Origin of the sequence: Variovorax stachyos (genome assembly GCF_051400855.1) — a bacterium.
GTDB lineage: Bacteria > Pseudomonadota > Gammaproteobacteria > Burkholderiales > Burkholderiaceae_C > Variovorax.
In genome coordinates this window covers 298,816-314,499 of sequence record NZ_JBLFFN010000003.1, presented here as the reverse complement: position 1 = coordinate 314,499, position 15,684 = coordinate 298,816, and the positions used below count along the sequence as shown (strand labels likewise).

Here is a 15,684-nt window from a genome sequence, read left to right as displayed (position 1 = left end):
TGTCGAACCGTCAGTGCAGCGTGTCGCTGCCCGGCGCGATCGGCGACACCTTGAAGAAGCCGGTACCGGCCGTCCCGCGGCCGATCTCCTCCTCGGTGGCTTCCCGCACCGAGCGCACGGTCAGGTCGAGCCGCAGCGCGATGCCCGCGAGCGGGTGGTTGCCGTCGAGCACGAGGTGCTCGGGGTAGATCTCGCTCACGGTGTAGATCGCGTCCCTGGGGATGTCGGGATTCACGCCGGCCGGCAACGCGGCGCCATCGAAGGTCATGCCTTCCTCGATGCCTTCGGGAAAGAGGGTGCGGGGCTCGAGGAAGAGCAACTGGTCGTTGAAGTCGCCGAAGGCCTGCTCGGGTTCGAGCTGCAGCTGCACGCGCGCCCCGGGCTCATGCCCGAGCAGCGCGGACTCGATCACGGCGAAGAGGTCGTCGCCGCCGACCAGGAACTCCACCGGTTCCTCGAGCACGTCCAGCACGTCGCCGAGGGTGTCCTTCAGCGTCCAGGTCAGGCCGACCACGCATTGTTCAGAGATTTCCATTGCAGAATTCTCCCATGGAGATTGAACGACCCCTGGCCCTGCTCGGAGGCCTCAGCGCCTCGCAATTCATGCGGCGCCATTGGCAGAAAAAGCCCTTGCTCGTGCGCCAGGCAATCCCCGGCATGGTGCCACTGATCGAGCGCGAGGCGCTGTTTTCGCTGGCCGGCCGCGAGGAGGTCGAGTCGCGGCTGATCCGCCACGGCAAGAGCGGCTGGGCGCTCAAGCACGGCCCTTTCGCGCGCCGCGCGCTGCCTTCGCCGAAGCAGGCAGCGTGGACGCTCCTGGTCCAGGGCGTGGACCAGCATGACCAAGCCGTGCATCAACTGTTGCAGCAGTTTCGTTTCGTTCCCGACGCGCGGCTCGACGACCTGATGATCAGCTATGCGAGCGACACCGGCGGCGTCGGCGCGCATTTCGACAGCTACGACGTGTTCCTGCTGCAGGCGCACGGACGCCGTCGCTGGTCCATCGGCAGGCAGCGCGACCTGCGCCTCGAGCCCGGCCTGCCGCTCAAGATCCTGGCGCATTTCGAACCCGAGCAGAGCTTCGTGCTCGAGCCCGGCGACATGCTCTACCTGCCGCCGCGCTATGCGCACGAAGGCGTGGCCGAGGGCGGCGACTGCATGACCTATTCCATCGGGCTGCGCGCACCCGCGGCCGCGCCGCTGGGCGCCGACCTCCTGGCCCGCATTGCGGAGGCGCACGCCGAGCTGCTGCAAGACGCGCCTGCCGGATCTGCCGTCCACTACAAGGACCCGTCGCAGCCCGCGGTGCCCACGCCGGCCGAGATGCCGTCCGCACTGCAGGCTTTCGCGCGCGAGGCTGTGCTCGCTGCCCTGCGCGATCCCGATGCCGTCGACCGTGCGCTCGGCGAATCGATGACCGAGCCCAAGCCCACCGTGTGGTTCGAACAAGGCGAGCCGCCGGCCGCGTTGACCGGCGTGTCGCTCGACCGGCGCACGCGCATGCTCTACGACGCGCGCCATCTCTACATCAACGGCGAGAGCTTCCGTGCCTCCGGCCGCGATGCCCGGCTCATGCGTCGCCTGGCCGACCAGCGCGTGCTTGGGCCGCGCGATCTTGCGACGGCGAGCGAGGACGCGCGCGCATTGCTGGAAGACTGGTGCGAAGCGGGGTGGCTGCATGCCGACGAATGAAATGCCCAGCGACAACGCGTTGCCCGAGGGCGCCTTCGATGGCCGCCGTGCGTTCGAGGCGCACCTGCACGCAGCGCTGGCCGCCGCCGCACGCGAGAACTGGCGCGAGATCGTGTTCGCCGATCCGTCCTTCATCGACTGGCCGCTCGGCGAACGTGCCATGGCCGAGGCCCTGCAAGCATGGTCGGCCGCGGGGCGCAGCTTCGTGATGCTGGCGCAGCGCTTCGACGTGTTCGAGCGCGAGCATGCGCGCTTCGTGACATGGCGGCGCATGTGGAGCCACATCATCGATTGCCGTGCCTGCGACGGACCCGGCCTGCCGCAGGTGCCGAGCGGCATCTGGACGCCGGGCTGGTTCCTGGCGCGCATCGACGTGGAGCGCGTGCGCGGCGTCTGCGGCCGCGATCCCGAGCGTAGGCGCGCCTTGCGCGAGCGCATGGACGAATGCTTGCGCCATGCGAAACCTTCGTTTCCGGCCACGACGCTGGGCTTGTAAGCCAATGCCGCGAATCGTGGCGCAACAGGCGGTCCACAGAGGGTACAGGTCTAGAATTTTTCTTCGAGACCACCATCCAAAGGAGCCCTGTAATGAGAAAGTCCGCCCTGCTCGCCTCGTTGACCGTCGCGGTGGCCCTTGCCGCCTGCGGCAAGAAAGAGGAGTCCGCGCCGGCCGTCGTGACCCCACCGCCTGCCGCAACAACGCCGGCGCCAACCCCAACGCCGACGCCTGCACCGGCGCCTGCACCCGACACTTCTTCGTCTTCGTCGTCAACGCCTTCTGCCACGCCAGCACCGTCGCCGGGTGCGTCATCGGCTCTCGACGCAGCCAATGCAGCTACCGACGCAGCCAAGAAGAAGGAAGAAGCACCCAAGCAGTGATGCTGTGATGCAGCTTCGCTAGGAGGCCGCCCGAGGGCGGCCTTTTCTTTTCATCGCCGGGCCGCCCCGAGATGAAAAGCGCCCCCTCGGGGGGCAGCGATCACACGAAGTGAGGGAGCGTGGGGGCTTGTTTCATGCGCGGAGCTCCAGCCAGCCCGAGCCTTCGGCGGCGTTGGCCGTCAGCATCTCGTGCTCGCTCGCGCCGAGCGCCCCGGCCATCGCGCGTCGCACGAGTTCGGGCCGGTTGTTCTGCTCGCTGAGGTGCGCGCCCAGGATGTACTGCAGGCCGTCATGACGCAGCGCCTGCGCGATGGCTGCTGCGGCGGCATTGGACAGGTGGCCGTAGTTGCCGCCCACGCGCAGCTTGAGGAAGGGTGGATAGGCCGAGCGCGCCAGCATGTCGCTGTCGTGGTTGAACTCGAGCATCAGGGCGTCGATTCCCGCCAGGCGCGCGAGCACATGGGGCGTCGCATGCCCCAGGTCGGTCAGCACGCCGAGGCTGCGCGCGCCATCGCTGCAGCGCAGTTGCAGCGGCTCGCGCGCATCGTGCGGCACCGTGAAGGGCTGGACCAGGAGGTCGCCGATCGTTATGTCGGTGCCGTCCCGCGCAAGGTGCAGGCGCCCCTCGAAATCGTGCCCGCCGGATGCGAGCCAGGTCCCCTCGCTCATCCAGACGGGAATGCGCTCGCGCCTTGACAGCGCACGGGCGCAGCCGATGTGATCCCCGTGCTCGTGGGTGATGAAGATCGCGTCGATGTCACAGGCCGCGAGGCCGGCACGCGCCAGGCGTACATCGAGGTGCTTGAGCCCGAAGCCGCAATCGATCAGCAGCCTCGAGCGGCGCCCGCCGCTGGTCGCCTCGACCAGCGTGGCATTGCCTGTGCTGCCGCTGCCCAGGCTGCGGAAGCGCAGCATGCGGGGCCCGGCTTACTTGAGATCGTCGGCGATGACCTGGACGATGCGCTGCGCGTTGGCCGAGGTTTCAGCGGCGCCGCTGTCGCTCTGCACCGATACCGTGCTCGTCTCGCCCTGACCCTTGACCAGGATGCGGAACTTGAGAGGCGCCTCGGTCTTGCCCGAGCTGAAGATCTTGGAGAAGAAGCCCGGCTCCTTCTTGTCGGGGTTCGGCGGAACGTAGCGCACGAAGTACACGCCCGCGGCGCGGTCGCGGTCTTCGACGGTGAAGCCGGTGCGGTCCAACGCGAGGCCGACGCGGCGCCAGGCGCGGTCGAAGTTCTCGTTGATCTGCACGACGGGCTGGCCGCCGACATGGGACACGCTTGCCGTCCGTGCCGGCGTGCTGGTTTGCGCAACGAGCTTCGCCTGCTCCTGCGACACGCCCAGCTTCACCATCAGGCGGCGCAGGAATTCGGTCTCGAGTTCGGGGTCGCTGGGGCGCGGCTGCCAGACGGTCTGGTCCTGGCGAACGTTGGTGTAGACCTCCTGCATGCCGCGGTGGCTGACGAAGATCTCGGTGGTGCCGTTGGCGCCGCGTTCGATGCGGGTGCGGAAGCGGTCGAGCTCGCCGGTGGAGTAGATCGCGTCGACCAGCTTGCCCAGCGTGCCGCGGATCACGTCCTGCGGCAGCTTGGCGCGGTTCTCCGCCCAGTCGGTTTCCATGATGCCGAGGTTGCGCTGCTCGGTCGTCAACAGGAAGCCGCTCTCCTGCCAGAAGTCCTTGATCGGGTCCCAGAGCTGGTCGGCCGGGCGGTTGACCACGATCCAGCGCTGCGTGCCCGAGCGCTCCATGCGCACGTCGCCGAGGTTCGAGACCGCTGTCGGAATGCTGGGCGCGTTGGCGGCGCCGGCCTGGTAGGCATTGGCCGAAACCGCATTGCCGGGCACCGCGTAGCGGTTCTCGCGCGACAGTTGCGTGAGGTCCGGCGGCACTTCGAGCGACGGGGCCTTGCCGGCGCTCTTGTAGTCGATCTTGTCGCTCTCGAGGACCGAGCAGGCGGCGAGGCTGGCCACCAGGGCCAGCAGTGCGAATCGCGAAAGGGTATTCAACGTCATCTTCCTTGTGGAATGTTTAGCGCAATCGTCAGGCTGCAGCGCCGCTGTGTGAGAGCGCCGGCCCTGCAAAAGGTTGCCGGCGTCGAGCTGCGGCAGGTAAAGATGGAATCAGTCCTTGAGGAGGCCGGTGGCACGCAGCGCGGATTCGACGACGGGCCGGGCGGGCTCGGCGAGTTCCGTCAGTGGCAGGCGCAGCGCACCGCCGCACAGGCCGAGCCGCGCCATGGCCCACTTCAGCGGAATCGGGTTCGGCTCGACGAACAGATGGCGGTGCAGCGGCAGCAGCTCGAGCTGGATCTGCATCGCGCGCTTCGCGTCGCCGGCGATGGCCGCCACGCACAGCTCGTGCATCTTGCGCGGGGCCACGTTGGCCGTCACGCTGATGTTGCCCTGGCCGCCGCACAGCATCAGCGCGACGGCGGTCGGGTCGTCGCCCGAGTACACGGCGAAGTGCTTGGGCACCTCGCGGATCAGCCACTGCGCACGCTCGATGTTGCCGGTAGCTTCCTTGATGCCCACGATGCCGGGCACCTGCGCCAGGCGCAGCACGGTGTCGTGCGCCATATCGGCGACCGTGCGGCCGGGCACGTTGTAAAGCACGACGGGGAGGTCGCCGACGGCCTCTGCGATGGCCTTGAAGTGCCGGTACTGGCCTTCCTGCGTCGGCTTGTTGTAGTAGGGCACCACCTGCAGCTGCGAATCGGCGCCGACGCCCTTGGCGAAGCGGGCGAGCTCGATTGCCTCCTGCGTGGAATTGGCGCCGCAGCCGGCCATCACGGGCACGCGGCCCCGGGCCTGCTCGACGGACACCCGGATGATCTCGCAGTGTTCCTCGACGTTCACCGTCGGCGACTCGCCGGTGGTGCCGACCACGCCCAGGCAATCGGTGCCTTCGTCGATGTGCCAGTCGATCAGCCGGCGCAAGGCGGGATAGTCGACGCTGCCGTCGTCATGCATCGGCGTGACGAGCGCGACGATGCTGCCTGTCAGTTGCTCCAAGGGGGTCTCTTTGTCGGTTGCGGAAAGGCAGCCATTCTACTGACTGGCTTGACGGGCCACTCAGAGGGGGTAGCGCAAAGGGTTGCGAGCCGGGCCTTCCGGCGGCCGGACGGCCGCGATCCGCTGCACGAAGCGTTCCGGGTCGGCGAGAAATCCGTCTTCGTAGGCGACCACCCGCAGCCCGGCGCAGGCGGCCAGCAGCTCGCCCGGCTGCAGCAGGAAATCGGGCCGCGAGGGCTTGCCGACGGTCTCATTGCCGGCGGCGAAGGTCTCGTAGAGCAGCACGCCGCCGGGCGCCACTGCCGCCACGATGTCGGGCAGCCGCGAGCGCCAGAGATAGTTCGTCACGACCACCGCGCCGAAGAGCTGGCCCGCGAAGGGCCAGGGCCCGTCCTCGATGTCGGCCAGCAGGGCCCGGCCGAAGCGGGCCGCCGACGCGATCGCCTCCACGGAGCGATCGACGCCCGTGACCGCATGCCCGCGTTGCGCGAACCAGCCCATGTGCCGGCCGGCGCCGCAGGCGACGTCGAGCACGGTGGCGCCCGGGGCAAGCAGGTGCGACCAGCGCACGACCCAGGGGGAGGGCGGGAGATCGTGGCTCAGAAGCAGGCCCAGAGCTGGTCGACCAGCGTCACCAGGAACGCAGGGCGCGTGTAGAGGCCGAACACCGCCACGAGCGCCAGCACCGCGGCCGACAGCCAGCCGGCGTGCACGAGGTGATGGCGAGTGCTCGGTCGCATGGCGGCCTCAGGCAGGCTGGGCGGTGGGGCGCACGATCGCGTTTTCCTTGACCGGCAGGTTGACCACCGCCGCGAACAGGCCCAGCGCGATCGCGATGTACCAGACGACGTCGTAGCTGCCGGTGCTGTCGTAGAGATAGCCGCCCAGCCACACGCCGAGGAAGGAGCCGACCTGGTGGCTGAGGAACACGAAGCCGCCCAGCATCGACAGGTGCGCCACGCCGAAGATCTGCGCCACGATGCCGCTGGTCAGCGGCACGGTCGAGAGCCAGAGGAAGCCCATCACGCTCGCGAACACATACACCGACAGCGGGGAGATCGGCGCCACCAGGAAGACCGCGATGGCGACTGCCCGGCCGAGGTAGATTGCCGCCAGCAGCTTGCGCTTGGCCAGCCGCGCGCCGAGGGCGCCCGCGATGTAGGTGCCGAACACGTTGAAGAGCCCGACCAATGCCAGCGCGTAGCTGGCGACCTCGGGCGAGAGCCCCTGGTCGCGCAGGTAGCTGGGCAGATGCACGCCAATGAACACCACCTGGAAGCCGCAGACGAAATAGCCGGCCGTCAGCAACACGAAGCTGGGATAGCGGAAAGCCTCGCGCACCGCCTGCATGATGGTCTGGTCGCGGTGCGCGAGCGTGCCCGTGCCATGGCGCGGCTCGCGCAATCCGATGGCGAGCGGCACGATCAGCAGCACCAGCGCGGCCAGCACGAGAAGTGCGGTGTGCCAGCCCAGGCCCGCGATCAGCTGCCCCTCCACCGGCACCATCAGGAACTGGCCGAAGGAGCCCGCCGCGGCCGCGACGCCCATGGCCCAGGATCGCCGCTCGACCGGGATCTGCCGTCCGATCACGCCGTAGATCACGGCGTAGGTGGTGCCGGCCTGCGCCGCGCCGATCAGCACGCCGGCCGTCAGCGCGAACATGAGCGGCGTCGGCGACAGCGCCATCCCAGCCAGGCCCAATGCGTAGAGCACGGCGCCGGCCACGAGCACGCGGAAGGCGCCGAGCTTGTCGGCCAGCATGCCCGCGAAGACGCCGATCACACCCCAGGCGAGGTTCTGGATGGCGAGTGCCAGCGAGAAGCTCTGGCGCGACCAGCCCTGCTCCTGCGTGATCGGCTGGAGCCACAGCCCGAAGCCGTGGCGGATTCCCATCGAGAGAGTGACGATCATCGCGCCGCAGAAGAGGACCTGCTTGAGCGAGAGCGGCTGGGATTGAGCGTGCATCCGGCGACTGTATCCAAAAGCGAGGGAACGCACAGGCAACCGCTGCGACACGGATTGTTGATATTTCGGGCTGCGTTGATGCGGCGGACGCATCAACGCAGCTCTGTATGCGCATACAGGTTTTCAGAAGTGCCACGCATACAATCCGCCCCCATGGCGACCCTCACCAAGACTCCCCCGGCCTATTCCGAAGGCTCCATTCGCGTCCTCAAGGGCCTCGAGCCCGTCAAGCAGCGTCCGGGCATGTACACCCGCACCGACAACCCGCTGCACATCATCCAGGAAGTGCTGGACAACGCCGCCGACGAGGCGCTGGCCGGCTACGGCAAGAAGATCAAGGTCACGCTGCACGCCGACGCCTCGGTCAGCGTCGAGGACGATGGCCGCGGCGTCCCCTTCGGCCTGCATCCCGAGGAGAAGGCGCCTGTGATCGAGCTGGTTTACACCCGCCTGCACGCGGGCGGCAAGTTCGACAAGGGCGCGGGCGGCGCCTACAGCTTCTCCGGCGGCCTGCACGGGGTGGGCGTGTCGGTGACCAATGCGCTGTCGAAGCGGCTCGAGGTCCAGTCCTTCCGCGAAGGCTCCGCCGCGCGCATCGTGTTCGCGGGCGGTGATGTGGTCGAGCCGCTCCAGGTTCGTCCGATCGAGACCGGCGAGCGCCGCCAGGGCACCACGGTGCGCGCCTGGCCCGACCCCAAGTACTTCGAGTCCGGCACGCTGCCGGTCAACGAGTTGACCCATCTCCTGCGCAGCAAGGCCGTGCTGATGCCCGGCGTGACCGTCACGCTGGTGATCGAGAAGACCAAGGAGACCCAGCAGTGGCTCTACAAGGGCGGCCTGCGCGACTACCTCATGCAGACGCTCAACGCCGACCCGGTGATCCCGCTGTTCGAAGGCGCCGGCCATGCCGACAAGAACGCCGACAACTTCGCCGAAGGCGAAGGCGCCGAGTGGTGCGTGGCCTTCACCGAGGACGGCCAGCCGGTGCGCGAGAGCTACGTCAACCTGATCCCCACCAGCGCCGGCGGCACCCACGAGAGCGGCCTGCGCGACGGCCTGTTCAACGCGGTCAAGAGCTTCGTCGACCTGCATTCGCTCCTGCCCAAGGGCGTGAAGCTGCTGCCCGAGGACGTGTTCGCGCGCGCCTCGTACGTGCTCTCGGCCAAGGTGCTGGACCCGCAGTTCCAGGGCCAGATCAAGGAGCGGCTCAATTCGCGCGACGCGGTGCGGCTGGTCTCCAGCTTCGTGCGCCCGGCGCTGGAGCTCTGGCTCAACCAGCACGTCGACTACGGCAGGAAGCTCGCCGAACTGGCCATCAAGGCCGCGCAGACGCGCCAGCGCGCCGGCCAGAAGGTCGAGAAGCGCAAGGGCTCGGGCGTGGCGGTGCTGCCGGGCAAGCTGACCGATTGCGAGAGCAAGGACATCGCGCACAACGAGGTCTTCCTGGTCGAAGGCGATTCGGCCGGCGGCAGCGCGAAGATGGGCCGCGACAAGGAAAGCCAGGCCATCCTGCCGCTGCGTGGCAAGGTGCTCAACACCTGGGAGGTGGAGCGCGACCGCCTGTTCGCCAACACCGAGATCCACGACATCTCGGTCGCCATCGGCGTCGACCCGCACGGGCCGGAAGACACGCCCGATCTCTCCGGCCTGCGCTACGGCAAGATCTGCATCCTGTCGGACGCCGACGTCGACGGCTCGCACATCCAGGTGCTGCTGCTCACGCTCTTCTTCCGGCACTTCCCCAAGCTCATCGACACGGGCCATGTGTACGTGGCCAAGCCGCCGCTGTTTCGCGTCGATGCGCCGGCGCGCGGCAAGAAGCCCGCGTCCAAGGTGTATGCGCTCGACGAGGGCGAGCTCACCGCCATCCTCGACAAGCTGCGCAAGGACGGCGTGCGCGAGAACGCCTGGAGCATCAGCCGCTTCAAGGGCCTTGGCGAGATGAGCGCCGAGCAGCTGTGGGAGACCACCCTCAACCCCGACACCCGCCGCCTGCTTCAGGTGCGCCTGGGCCGTTTCGACCTGCTGGGCACGCAGGGCGAGATCACCAAGCTGATGGGCAAGGGCGAGGCCGCCGCGCGGCGCGAGCTCATGGAGCTGCGCGCCGACGACGTCGAAGTCGACGTCTGAGAAAGGTCGGGCGCGCCGGTCCGTTCAGGACACGAAGGCCGCAGGCACCGGGGCCTCGCCCAGCGCGTGGCGCAGCACCGCCCAGTGCATCGCCTCGTCCCCGAGGATGCTCGCCGCGGCCTTGGACAGTGCACGGTCGTCGAACATCGGCACCGCGCCCAGGTAGGCGCTGACGGCGCCTTGCTCCAGCTTGGCGGCAAAGCGCAGCACGTCGGCCTGCGTCTTCAGCTGCGAGGTCGGAAAGTCGTACTTCGCCTTGGCGCTCACGGCCTTGCCGCCGAGCTTCTCGACCGTCGCCGCGAGCAGCGCGGCATGGGCCCGGTGATGGCCCTGGAAGGTCAGGGCCAGGTCGAGGACGGGCTTGTCGAGCAGCTTGCTCTCGGCCCCGACCTGGTAGGCCGCGATGGCCTCGAGCTCCGAGCCGAGCGCGGTGTTGAGGATCTGCACGTCGCCGGGCCCGTCGCCCCCGGTCTTGGCCGCCAGCGCGTCCTGGCCCGCAAGCAGGGCGATCGCCGTGCCCGAGAGCAGGAGGCCGGAACGGCCGAGGAAGAGGCGTCGCGCGGCGACGGGCGTGGGCATCCGAAGGAAGGACATGGAAGTCTCCTCAATCAAGGTTGGGGGTGGTTGGAAAGGATCAGGCGGGCCGGCCCGGCGGCGCTCCGTCGACGACGGACATCACGCGCGCGACGATCCGGTCGCAGCGTGCGCCGTCGAAGCAGAAGGCATCGCCGATCGCGACATCGATCTCGCGCGACAGGGCTTCGCGCAGCAGGCCGCGCGCGCGGAAGAAGCGGGTGCGAACGGTGGCCTCGGGGATGTCCAGCGCGGCAGCCACTTCCTCGATGCTCATGTCCTCGACCGCGCGAAGGACGAAGACCGTGCGAAACACCTCCGGCAGCGCGTCGATGCCCGCCTCGATCAGCTTGCGCGTCTCGCCACGCATCGCATGGCCCTCGGGTTGCTCTGCAGACTCCGTGTGCATCGACGTTCCCTCCTGGGCACTGCCCGTTTCAACGGCCGTGTCGAAGGGGATGACCTGCGCGCCTGCCCGCCGCCGCAGCCGCCCGAGGGCTTCGTTGGCCACGATGCGCACCAGCCAGGTCGAGAGCCGGGCCTCGGCACGAAAGGTGCCCAGCGCGCGCCACGCGCGCAGATAGGCGTCCTGCAAGACGTCCTGTGCGTCGTCGTCGTTCTTCAGGATGCTGCGGCCGGTGCGAAAGAGCAGCCGGTTGTGGCGCCGCATGATGAGCTGGAAGGCGAGGGCGTCGCCTTGCGCGGCTCGCGCGGCGAGCTCGGTGTCGGTCGGCGCCGAAGGATCGCCGGCGTCCTGGAAGTGTTCGAGCTTCTGCATGGTGATGTCGTCGTGTTGTCCATTGGATGGAGGGGGATGCATTCCTGTTCCCAGACGTAACTCGGCGGGCATGCACGACAATCCGCCCGGCGATGAACTTCCGACATGCTCCCGGCCGCTGGTGGCGGCTCCCGCTCCTGCTGCTGGCACTGTGCGCATGGCAGCCGCTCGTGCATGCGTCCGACATCTTCGGCTACGTCGACGACAAGGGCGTGGCCCACTTCGCCTCCGAGAAGATCGACGAGCGCTACCAGCTCTTCTTTCGCGGCGGCCAGGCCTTCGATACGGCCCAGGGCGTCGGTCCGCTCGCGCGTGGCCGCGCGGGCCGCATCGACGGCAAGGTGCCCCGCGCGTCGCAATCGCTGCTCGCGCTGTTCGAGGCCTCGCCGCACTACAAGCCCGCACAGAAGGCGCTGCGCGAAGCGGCTCGGCGCCATGACATCGACTACGAGCTGCTCCAGGCGCTCGTCGCCACCGAGTCCGGCTTCGATGCGCAGGCCGTCTCACCCAAGGGCGCGCGCGGCCTGATGCAGCTCATGCCGGCGACCGCGCAGCGCTACGGCGTCGGGGCCGACAAGCGCGGCTCGATCGAGAAGAAGCTCTTCGATCCGCAGATCAACATCGCCGCAGGCGCGCGCTACCTGCGCGACCTGATCGCGATGTTCCCCGGCGACATCGAGCTCGCGCTCGCGGCCTACAACGCGGGCGAGGGTGCGGTGCAGCGCGCGGGCAACAAGATCCCGAACTACCGCGAGACGCAGAACTACGTGAAGACCGTGCTGCAGCTCTATGCCTACCTCAAGCCCTCGACGGCTGCCGGCCGGGGCAACCCGCCGGGCCGCGTGCGCATGGAGCTGGCGGCACCGCGCGGCGGTGCGCTGGGGCGCGGGAACATGCCCCCGCCATCGGGCGCGATGCCGGTGTTGCCGACTGTGGCCGAGGCGCCGGACGCGGCCGAGGCGGATGCGGGTGCCGTGCCGCTGAAACTGTCGGACCGCATCTCGAAGAAGCCCTGAGGTCAGCCTTCACGCTGGGCTGAGGTCTCAGGCACCGCCTGAGGCAGGGTTTGCAACTTCCGCATTTCCTGCGGTCATGGCTTTGGAGAGACTGGGCGCATGCCCAAGTCCTTTTCCTTGCCTGCGCCCCCTGGTCGTTGCCGGAGGTGCTCATGAGCGCGCTGCCCTCGGACAGCGCCGCCGTCTGGGCGGCCGTCGCTGCCGTCTTCATCCTGGCCGGTGCGGTCAAGGGCGTCATCGGGCTCGGTCTCCCGACCCTGTCGATGGCACTGCTGGCGGTGTGGATGTCGCCGGCGACCGCCGCGGCGCTGCTGATCGTGCCCTCGCTCGTCACCAACGTGTGGCAGTTGCAGCCGTGGGGCGGCCTGGCCAGCCTGGCGCGCCGGCTCGGCGGCATGCAGCTGGGCATCGTCGCCGGCACCTTGCTGGGTGCCTGGTTGTTCGGCGCGCCGGACGGCGCAGGCGCGAGGATGGCACTCGGCATTGCGCTCGTCGCATATGCCGCGTGGCTGCTGCTGGCGCCGCCGCTGGCGCTCGATGCGCGGCACGAGCGCTGGCTGGGGCCGCTGGTGGGCGCGGTCACCGGCGCGATCACGGCGCTGACCGGCGTGTTCGTGCTGCCGGCCGTCGTGTACCTGCAGTCCTTGTCGCTGTCGCGCGACGGGCTGATCCAGGCGATGGGCCTCTCGTTCACCACCTCGACCCTTGCGCTGGCCATGGCCTTGGCCGGTCGCGACAGCTATTCGACGCCGCTGTTCGGCGCGTCGCTGGCGATGCTGCTGCCGGCACTCGCGGGAATGGCCTTCGGCCAGTGGATTCGCGTGCGCATGCCGCTGCCGGTGTTCAGGCGATGCTTCCTTGCCGGGCTGGCGCTGCTGGGGGTCTACATGGTCGCGCGGGAGTTGACCCGATGAGGGGGCGGGCACGGCCACTACACTTGCCGCTCTCACAAAGTCTCTCTCGCAATGGATTCCCAACCGCCCCTCGATTTCCAGAACCCCGAAGACGACGGAGCCCTCACGCTGGCCGATTACGCGCAGACCGCGTACCTCGAATACGCGCTTTCGGTCGTCAAGGGCCGCGCGCTGCCCGATGTCAGCGACGGCCAGAAGCCGGTGCAGCGACGCATCCTCTATTCGATGTCGCGCATGGGCCTCGGCTTCGGCGGCGCCAACGGCACCGTGGGCGCCAAGCCGGTCAAGAGCGCCCGCGTGGTGGGCGACGTGCTGGGCCGCTTCCACCCGCATGGCGACCAGGCTGCCTACGACGCGCTGGTGCGCATGGCGCAGGACTTCTCGCAGCGCTACCCGCTGGTCGACGGCCAGGGCAACTTCGGCAGCCGCGACGGTGATGGCGCCGCGGCCATGCGCTACACCGAGGCGCGGCTGTCGCGCATCACCAGCCTGCTGCTCGACGAAATCGACGAGGGCACGGTCGACTTCATCCCCAACTACGACGGCTCCACCGAGGAGCCGCGCCTGCTGCCCGCGCGGCTGCCCTTCACGCTGCTCAACGGCGCCAGCGGCATCGCGGTCGGCCTCGCCACCGAGATCCCCAGCCACAACCTGCGCGAGATCGCCGACGCCTGCGTGGCGCTGATCAAGTCCAACGGCAAGCTTTCGGACGAGGAGTTGCTCGCGCTGGTGCCCGGCCCCGACTATCCGGGCGGCGCGCAGATCATCAGCGGCCCGGCCGAGATCGCCGAGGCCTACCGCACCGGCCGCGGCTCGCTCAAGGTGCGCGCGCGCTGGAAGATCGAGGAGCTCGCGCGCGGCCAGTGGCAACTGGTGGTCAACGAGCTGCCCCCGGGCGTCAGCACGCAGAAGGTGCTGGAGGAGATCGAGGAGCTCACCAACCCCAAGGTTCGCGCCGGCAAGAAGGCGCTGACGGCCGAGCAGACGCAGCTCAAGGCGGCCGTGCTTTCGGTGCTGGACGTGGTGCGCGACGAGTCCAGCAAGGACGCGCCGGTGCGCCTGGTCTTCGAGCCCAAGACCTCGCGCATCAGCCAGGAGGAGTTCATCACGACGCTGCTGGCGCAGACCTCGCTGGAGAACTCCGCGCCCATCAACCTCACGATGGTGGGCATCGACGGCAAGCCGACACAGAAGTCGCTGCGCCAGATGCTCAACGAGTGGATCGCCTTCCGCGAGATCACCGTCGAGCGCCGTTCGCGGCACCGGCTCGGCAAGGTACAGGACCGCATCCACATCCTCGAGGGCCGGCAGCTGGTGCTGCTCAATATCGACGAGGTGATCGCGATCATCCGCGCTGCCGAAGACCCGAAGGCCGCGCTGATCGCGCGCTTCGACCTCAGCGAGCGGCAGGCCGAGGACATCCTCGAGATCCGGCTGCGCCAGCTGGCGCGGCTGGAGGCGATCAAGATCGAGCAGGAGCTCAAGGGCCTGCGCGAGGAGCAGAAGAAGCTCGAGGACATCCTCGCCAGCCCGGCCGCACTGCGCCGTCTGCTGGTCAAGGAAATCGAGGCCGATGCGAAGAGCTTCGAGGACCCGCGCCGCACGCTGATCCAGGCCGACAAGCGCGCCGTGGCCGAGGTACGCGTCATCGACGAGCCGGTGACGGTGATCGTCTCGCAGAAGGGCTGGGTGCGCACGCAGAAGGGCTGGGCCAGCGAGCGCGCCGCGGGCGCCGCCGCACCCGAGTACAGCTTCAAGTCCGGCGATGCGCTCTACGGCGCCTTCGAGTGCCGCTCGGTCGACACGCTGCTGGTCTTCGGCACCGCCAAGGACAAGAGCGTGCGCGTCTACAGCGTGCCCGTCGCTTCGCTGCCGGGTGGGCGCGGCGACGGCCAGCCGGTCACCACGCTGATCGACCTCGAGAGCGGCACGCACGTCGCGCACTACTTCGCAGGGCCGTCGGGTGCGGCGCTGCTGCTGTCCAACACGGGCGGCTATGGCTTCATCGCCTCGGTCGAGAACATGATCTCGCGGCAGCGCGGCGGCAAGGCCTTCATCGACGTGGGCGAGGGCGAGCAGCTGTGCCGGCCCTCGCTGGTCGGCGGCGCGAGCGGCGCGGAGCCGATGCCGCCCGCGACCCACGTGGCCTGCGCCTCGACGGGCGGGCGCATCCTGACCTTCGAGATCCTCGAGATGAAGGCGCTGCCCAAGGGCGGCCGCGGGCTCACGCTGATCGACCTCGACCCCAAGGACACGCTGGCGGGCGCCGCGGCCTATACGCGCAGCGTGCGGATCGTGGGCATCGGCCGCGGCGGCAAGGAACGCGAGGAGACGCTGGAGATCCGCACGCTCAACAACGCACGCGCCAGCCGCGCGCGCAAAGGCAAGGCAGCGGACCTGGGCTTCAAGCCGACCGACGTCGTGCGCGTGCTCTGAGGAAGACGGCGCATGATGGATTTCGGGCCGGTCGGCATCTTCGTCCTGGTCGTGACCAGCGCCGCGAGCTTTCTGCTTGCGCGCTGGCTGTCGAAGCGGCGGCGCGATTCGAAGCGCGAGCGCGAGCGGCAGGCCCGGGAGGCGTCGGACAGCCGGCAGGTGCGGCGCGCGCGCGAGCGGCGGCGCGCGGGGCGGTAGTGCGCTAGAACTAGCGGGCGGTTTGCGCCTGCCCATTCCGCGCCCATCGCGAGCCCGCCCACGGTTTTCCGTCGGGCGGATTTCTCAAAGA

General features: G+C 69.0%; 17 protein-coding genes. 8 read left to right on the top strand and 9 right to left on the bottom strand.

Going from position 1 to position 15,684, the window contains the following annotated elements; translation table 11 throughout:
* Positions 1 to 10: 10 nt before the first annotated feature.
* Positions 11 to 535 (bottom strand): FKBP-type peptidyl-prolyl cis-trans isomerase, encoded by a 525-nt coding sequence (locus ACMGEZ_RS07565; protein ID WP_436821646.1) that lies wholly within the window; start codon positions 533 to 535, stop codon positions 11 to 13.
* Positions 536 to 549: 14 nt separating this feature from the next.
* On the opposite strand from ACMGEZ_RS07565, the gene ACMGEZ_RS07560 reads away from it, so the two are divergent.
* From ACMGEZ_RS07560 to ACMGEZ_RS07550, 3 genes are all read left to right on the top strand, one after another.
* The gene (locus ACMGEZ_RS07560; RefSeq protein WP_436821645.1) at positions 550 to 1,692 is read left to right on the top strand and encodes a JmjC domain-containing protein; all 1,143 of its coding nucleotides are present in this window, start codon (positions 550 to 552) and stop codon (positions 1,690 to 1,692) included.
* Entirely contained in the window at positions 1,679 to 2,188 is a 510-nt protein-coding gene (locus ACMGEZ_RS07555; RefSeq protein ID WP_436821644.1) for a hypothetical protein, read from the top strand. The genes ACMGEZ_RS07560 and ACMGEZ_RS07555 overlap by 14 nt, the downstream gene beginning before the upstream one ends.
* A 92-nt stretch (positions 2,189 to 2,280) precedes the next feature.
* On the top strand, positions 2,281 to 2,571 hold the full coding sequence (locus tag ACMGEZ_RS07550) for a hypothetical protein (protein WP_436821643.1): 291 nt from the start codon (positions 2,281 to 2,283) through the stop codon (positions 2,569 to 2,571).
* Between the two features lie 132 nt (positions 2,572 to 2,703).
* Here the strand turns inward: ACMGEZ_RS07550 and ACMGEZ_RS07545 are convergent, their stop codons facing one another.
* The 6 genes from ACMGEZ_RS07545 to ACMGEZ_RS07520 all read right to left on the bottom strand — a co-directional run bounded on the left by ACMGEZ_RS07545 (position 2,704) and on the right by ACMGEZ_RS07520 (position 7,548).
* The gene (locus ACMGEZ_RS07545; protein WP_436821642.1) at positions 2,704 to 3,486 is read right to left on the bottom strand and encodes an MBL fold metallo-hydrolase; all 783 of its coding nucleotides are present in this window, start codon (positions 3,484 to 3,486) and stop codon (positions 2,704 to 2,706) included.
* 12 nt (positions 3,487 to 3,498) lie between these two features.
* Positions 3,499 to 4,584: an NlpB/DapX family lipoprotein gene (bamC, locus tag ACMGEZ_RS07540; RefSeq protein WP_436821641.1), complete on the bottom strand. Its 1,086-nt coding sequence runs from the start codon at positions 4,582 to 4,584 to the stop codon at positions 3,499 to 3,501.
* A gap of 108 nt (positions 4,585 to 4,692) precedes the next feature.
* On the bottom strand, positions 4,693 to 5,583 hold the full coding sequence (dapA, locus tag ACMGEZ_RS07535) for a 4-hydroxy-tetrahydrodipicolinate synthase (RefSeq protein ID WP_436821640.1): 891 nt from the start codon (positions 5,581 to 5,583) through the stop codon (positions 4,693 to 4,695).
* Between the two features lie 60 nt (positions 5,584 to 5,643).
* The gene (locus ACMGEZ_RS07530) at positions 5,644 to 6,153 is read right to left on the bottom strand and encodes a class I SAM-dependent methyltransferase (protein WP_436821639.1); all 510 of its coding nucleotides are present in this window, start codon (positions 6,151 to 6,153) and stop codon (positions 5,644 to 5,646) included.
* Between the two features lie 29 nt (positions 6,154 to 6,182).
* Positions 6,183 to 6,323, bottom strand: coding sequence for a hypothetical protein (locus ACMGEZ_RS07525; protein WP_436821638.1), 141 nt, complete (start codon positions 6,321 to 6,323; stop codon positions 6,183 to 6,185).
* Between the two features lie 7 nt (positions 6,324 to 6,330).
* Complete coding sequence (locus tag ACMGEZ_RS07520) at positions 6,331 to 7,548, bottom strand: MFS transporter (protein WP_436821637.1); 1,218 nt, start codon at positions 7,546 to 7,548, stop codon at positions 6,331 to 6,333.
* Positions 7,549 to 7,701: 153 nt separating this feature from the next.
* Here ACMGEZ_RS07520 and ACMGEZ_RS07515 point away from each other — a divergent pair, with 153 nt between their 5' ends.
* Positions 7,702 to 9,678, top strand: a complete 1,977-nt coding sequence (locus ACMGEZ_RS07515) for a DNA topoisomerase IV subunit B (protein ID WP_436821636.1) — start codon at positions 7,702 to 7,704, stop codon at positions 9,676 to 9,678.
* A gap of 24 nt (positions 9,679 to 9,702) precedes the next feature.
* Here ACMGEZ_RS07515 and ACMGEZ_RS07510 read toward each other — a convergent pair whose 3' ends face one another.
* Entirely contained in the window at positions 9,703 to 10,272 is a 570-nt protein-coding gene (locus tag ACMGEZ_RS07510; RefSeq protein ID WP_436821635.1) for a ferritin-like domain-containing protein, read from the bottom strand.
* Between the two features lie 40 nt (positions 10,273 to 10,312).
* Positions 10,313 to 11,029, bottom strand: a complete 717-nt coding sequence (locus tag ACMGEZ_RS07505) for an RNA polymerase sigma factor (protein WP_436821634.1) — start codon at positions 11,027 to 11,029, stop codon at positions 10,313 to 10,315.
* 92 nt (positions 11,030 to 11,121) lie between these two features.
* On the opposite strand from ACMGEZ_RS07505, the gene ACMGEZ_RS07500 reads away from it, so the two are divergent.
* From ACMGEZ_RS07500 to ACMGEZ_RS07485, 4 genes are all read left to right on the top strand, one after another.
* Positions 11,122 to 12,045, top strand: coding sequence for a lytic transglycosylase domain-containing protein (locus ACMGEZ_RS07500; RefSeq protein WP_436821633.1), 924 nt, complete (start codon positions 11,122 to 11,124; stop codon positions 12,043 to 12,045).
* 152 nt (positions 12,046 to 12,197) lie between these two features.
* Positions 12,198 to 12,959, top strand: coding sequence for a sulfite exporter TauE/SafE family protein (locus ACMGEZ_RS07495; RefSeq protein ID WP_436821632.1), 762 nt, complete (start codon positions 12,198 to 12,200; stop codon positions 12,957 to 12,959).
* A gap of 51 nt (positions 12,960 to 13,010) precedes the next feature.
* A complete protein-coding gene (gene parC / locus ACMGEZ_RS07490; RefSeq protein WP_436821631.1) occupies positions 13,011 to 15,395 on the top strand; it encodes a DNA topoisomerase IV subunit A in 2,385 nt (794 codons plus the stop codon).
* Between the two features lie 12 nt (positions 15,396 to 15,407).
* Positions 15,408 to 15,593 carry a hypothetical protein gene (locus tag ACMGEZ_RS07485; protein WP_436821630.1) on the top strand — a complete coding sequence of 62 codons (186 nt, stop codon included), beginning with the start codon at positions 15,408 to 15,410 and terminating at the stop codon, positions 15,591 to 15,593.
* Positions 15,594 to 15,684: the final 91 nt, after the last annotated feature.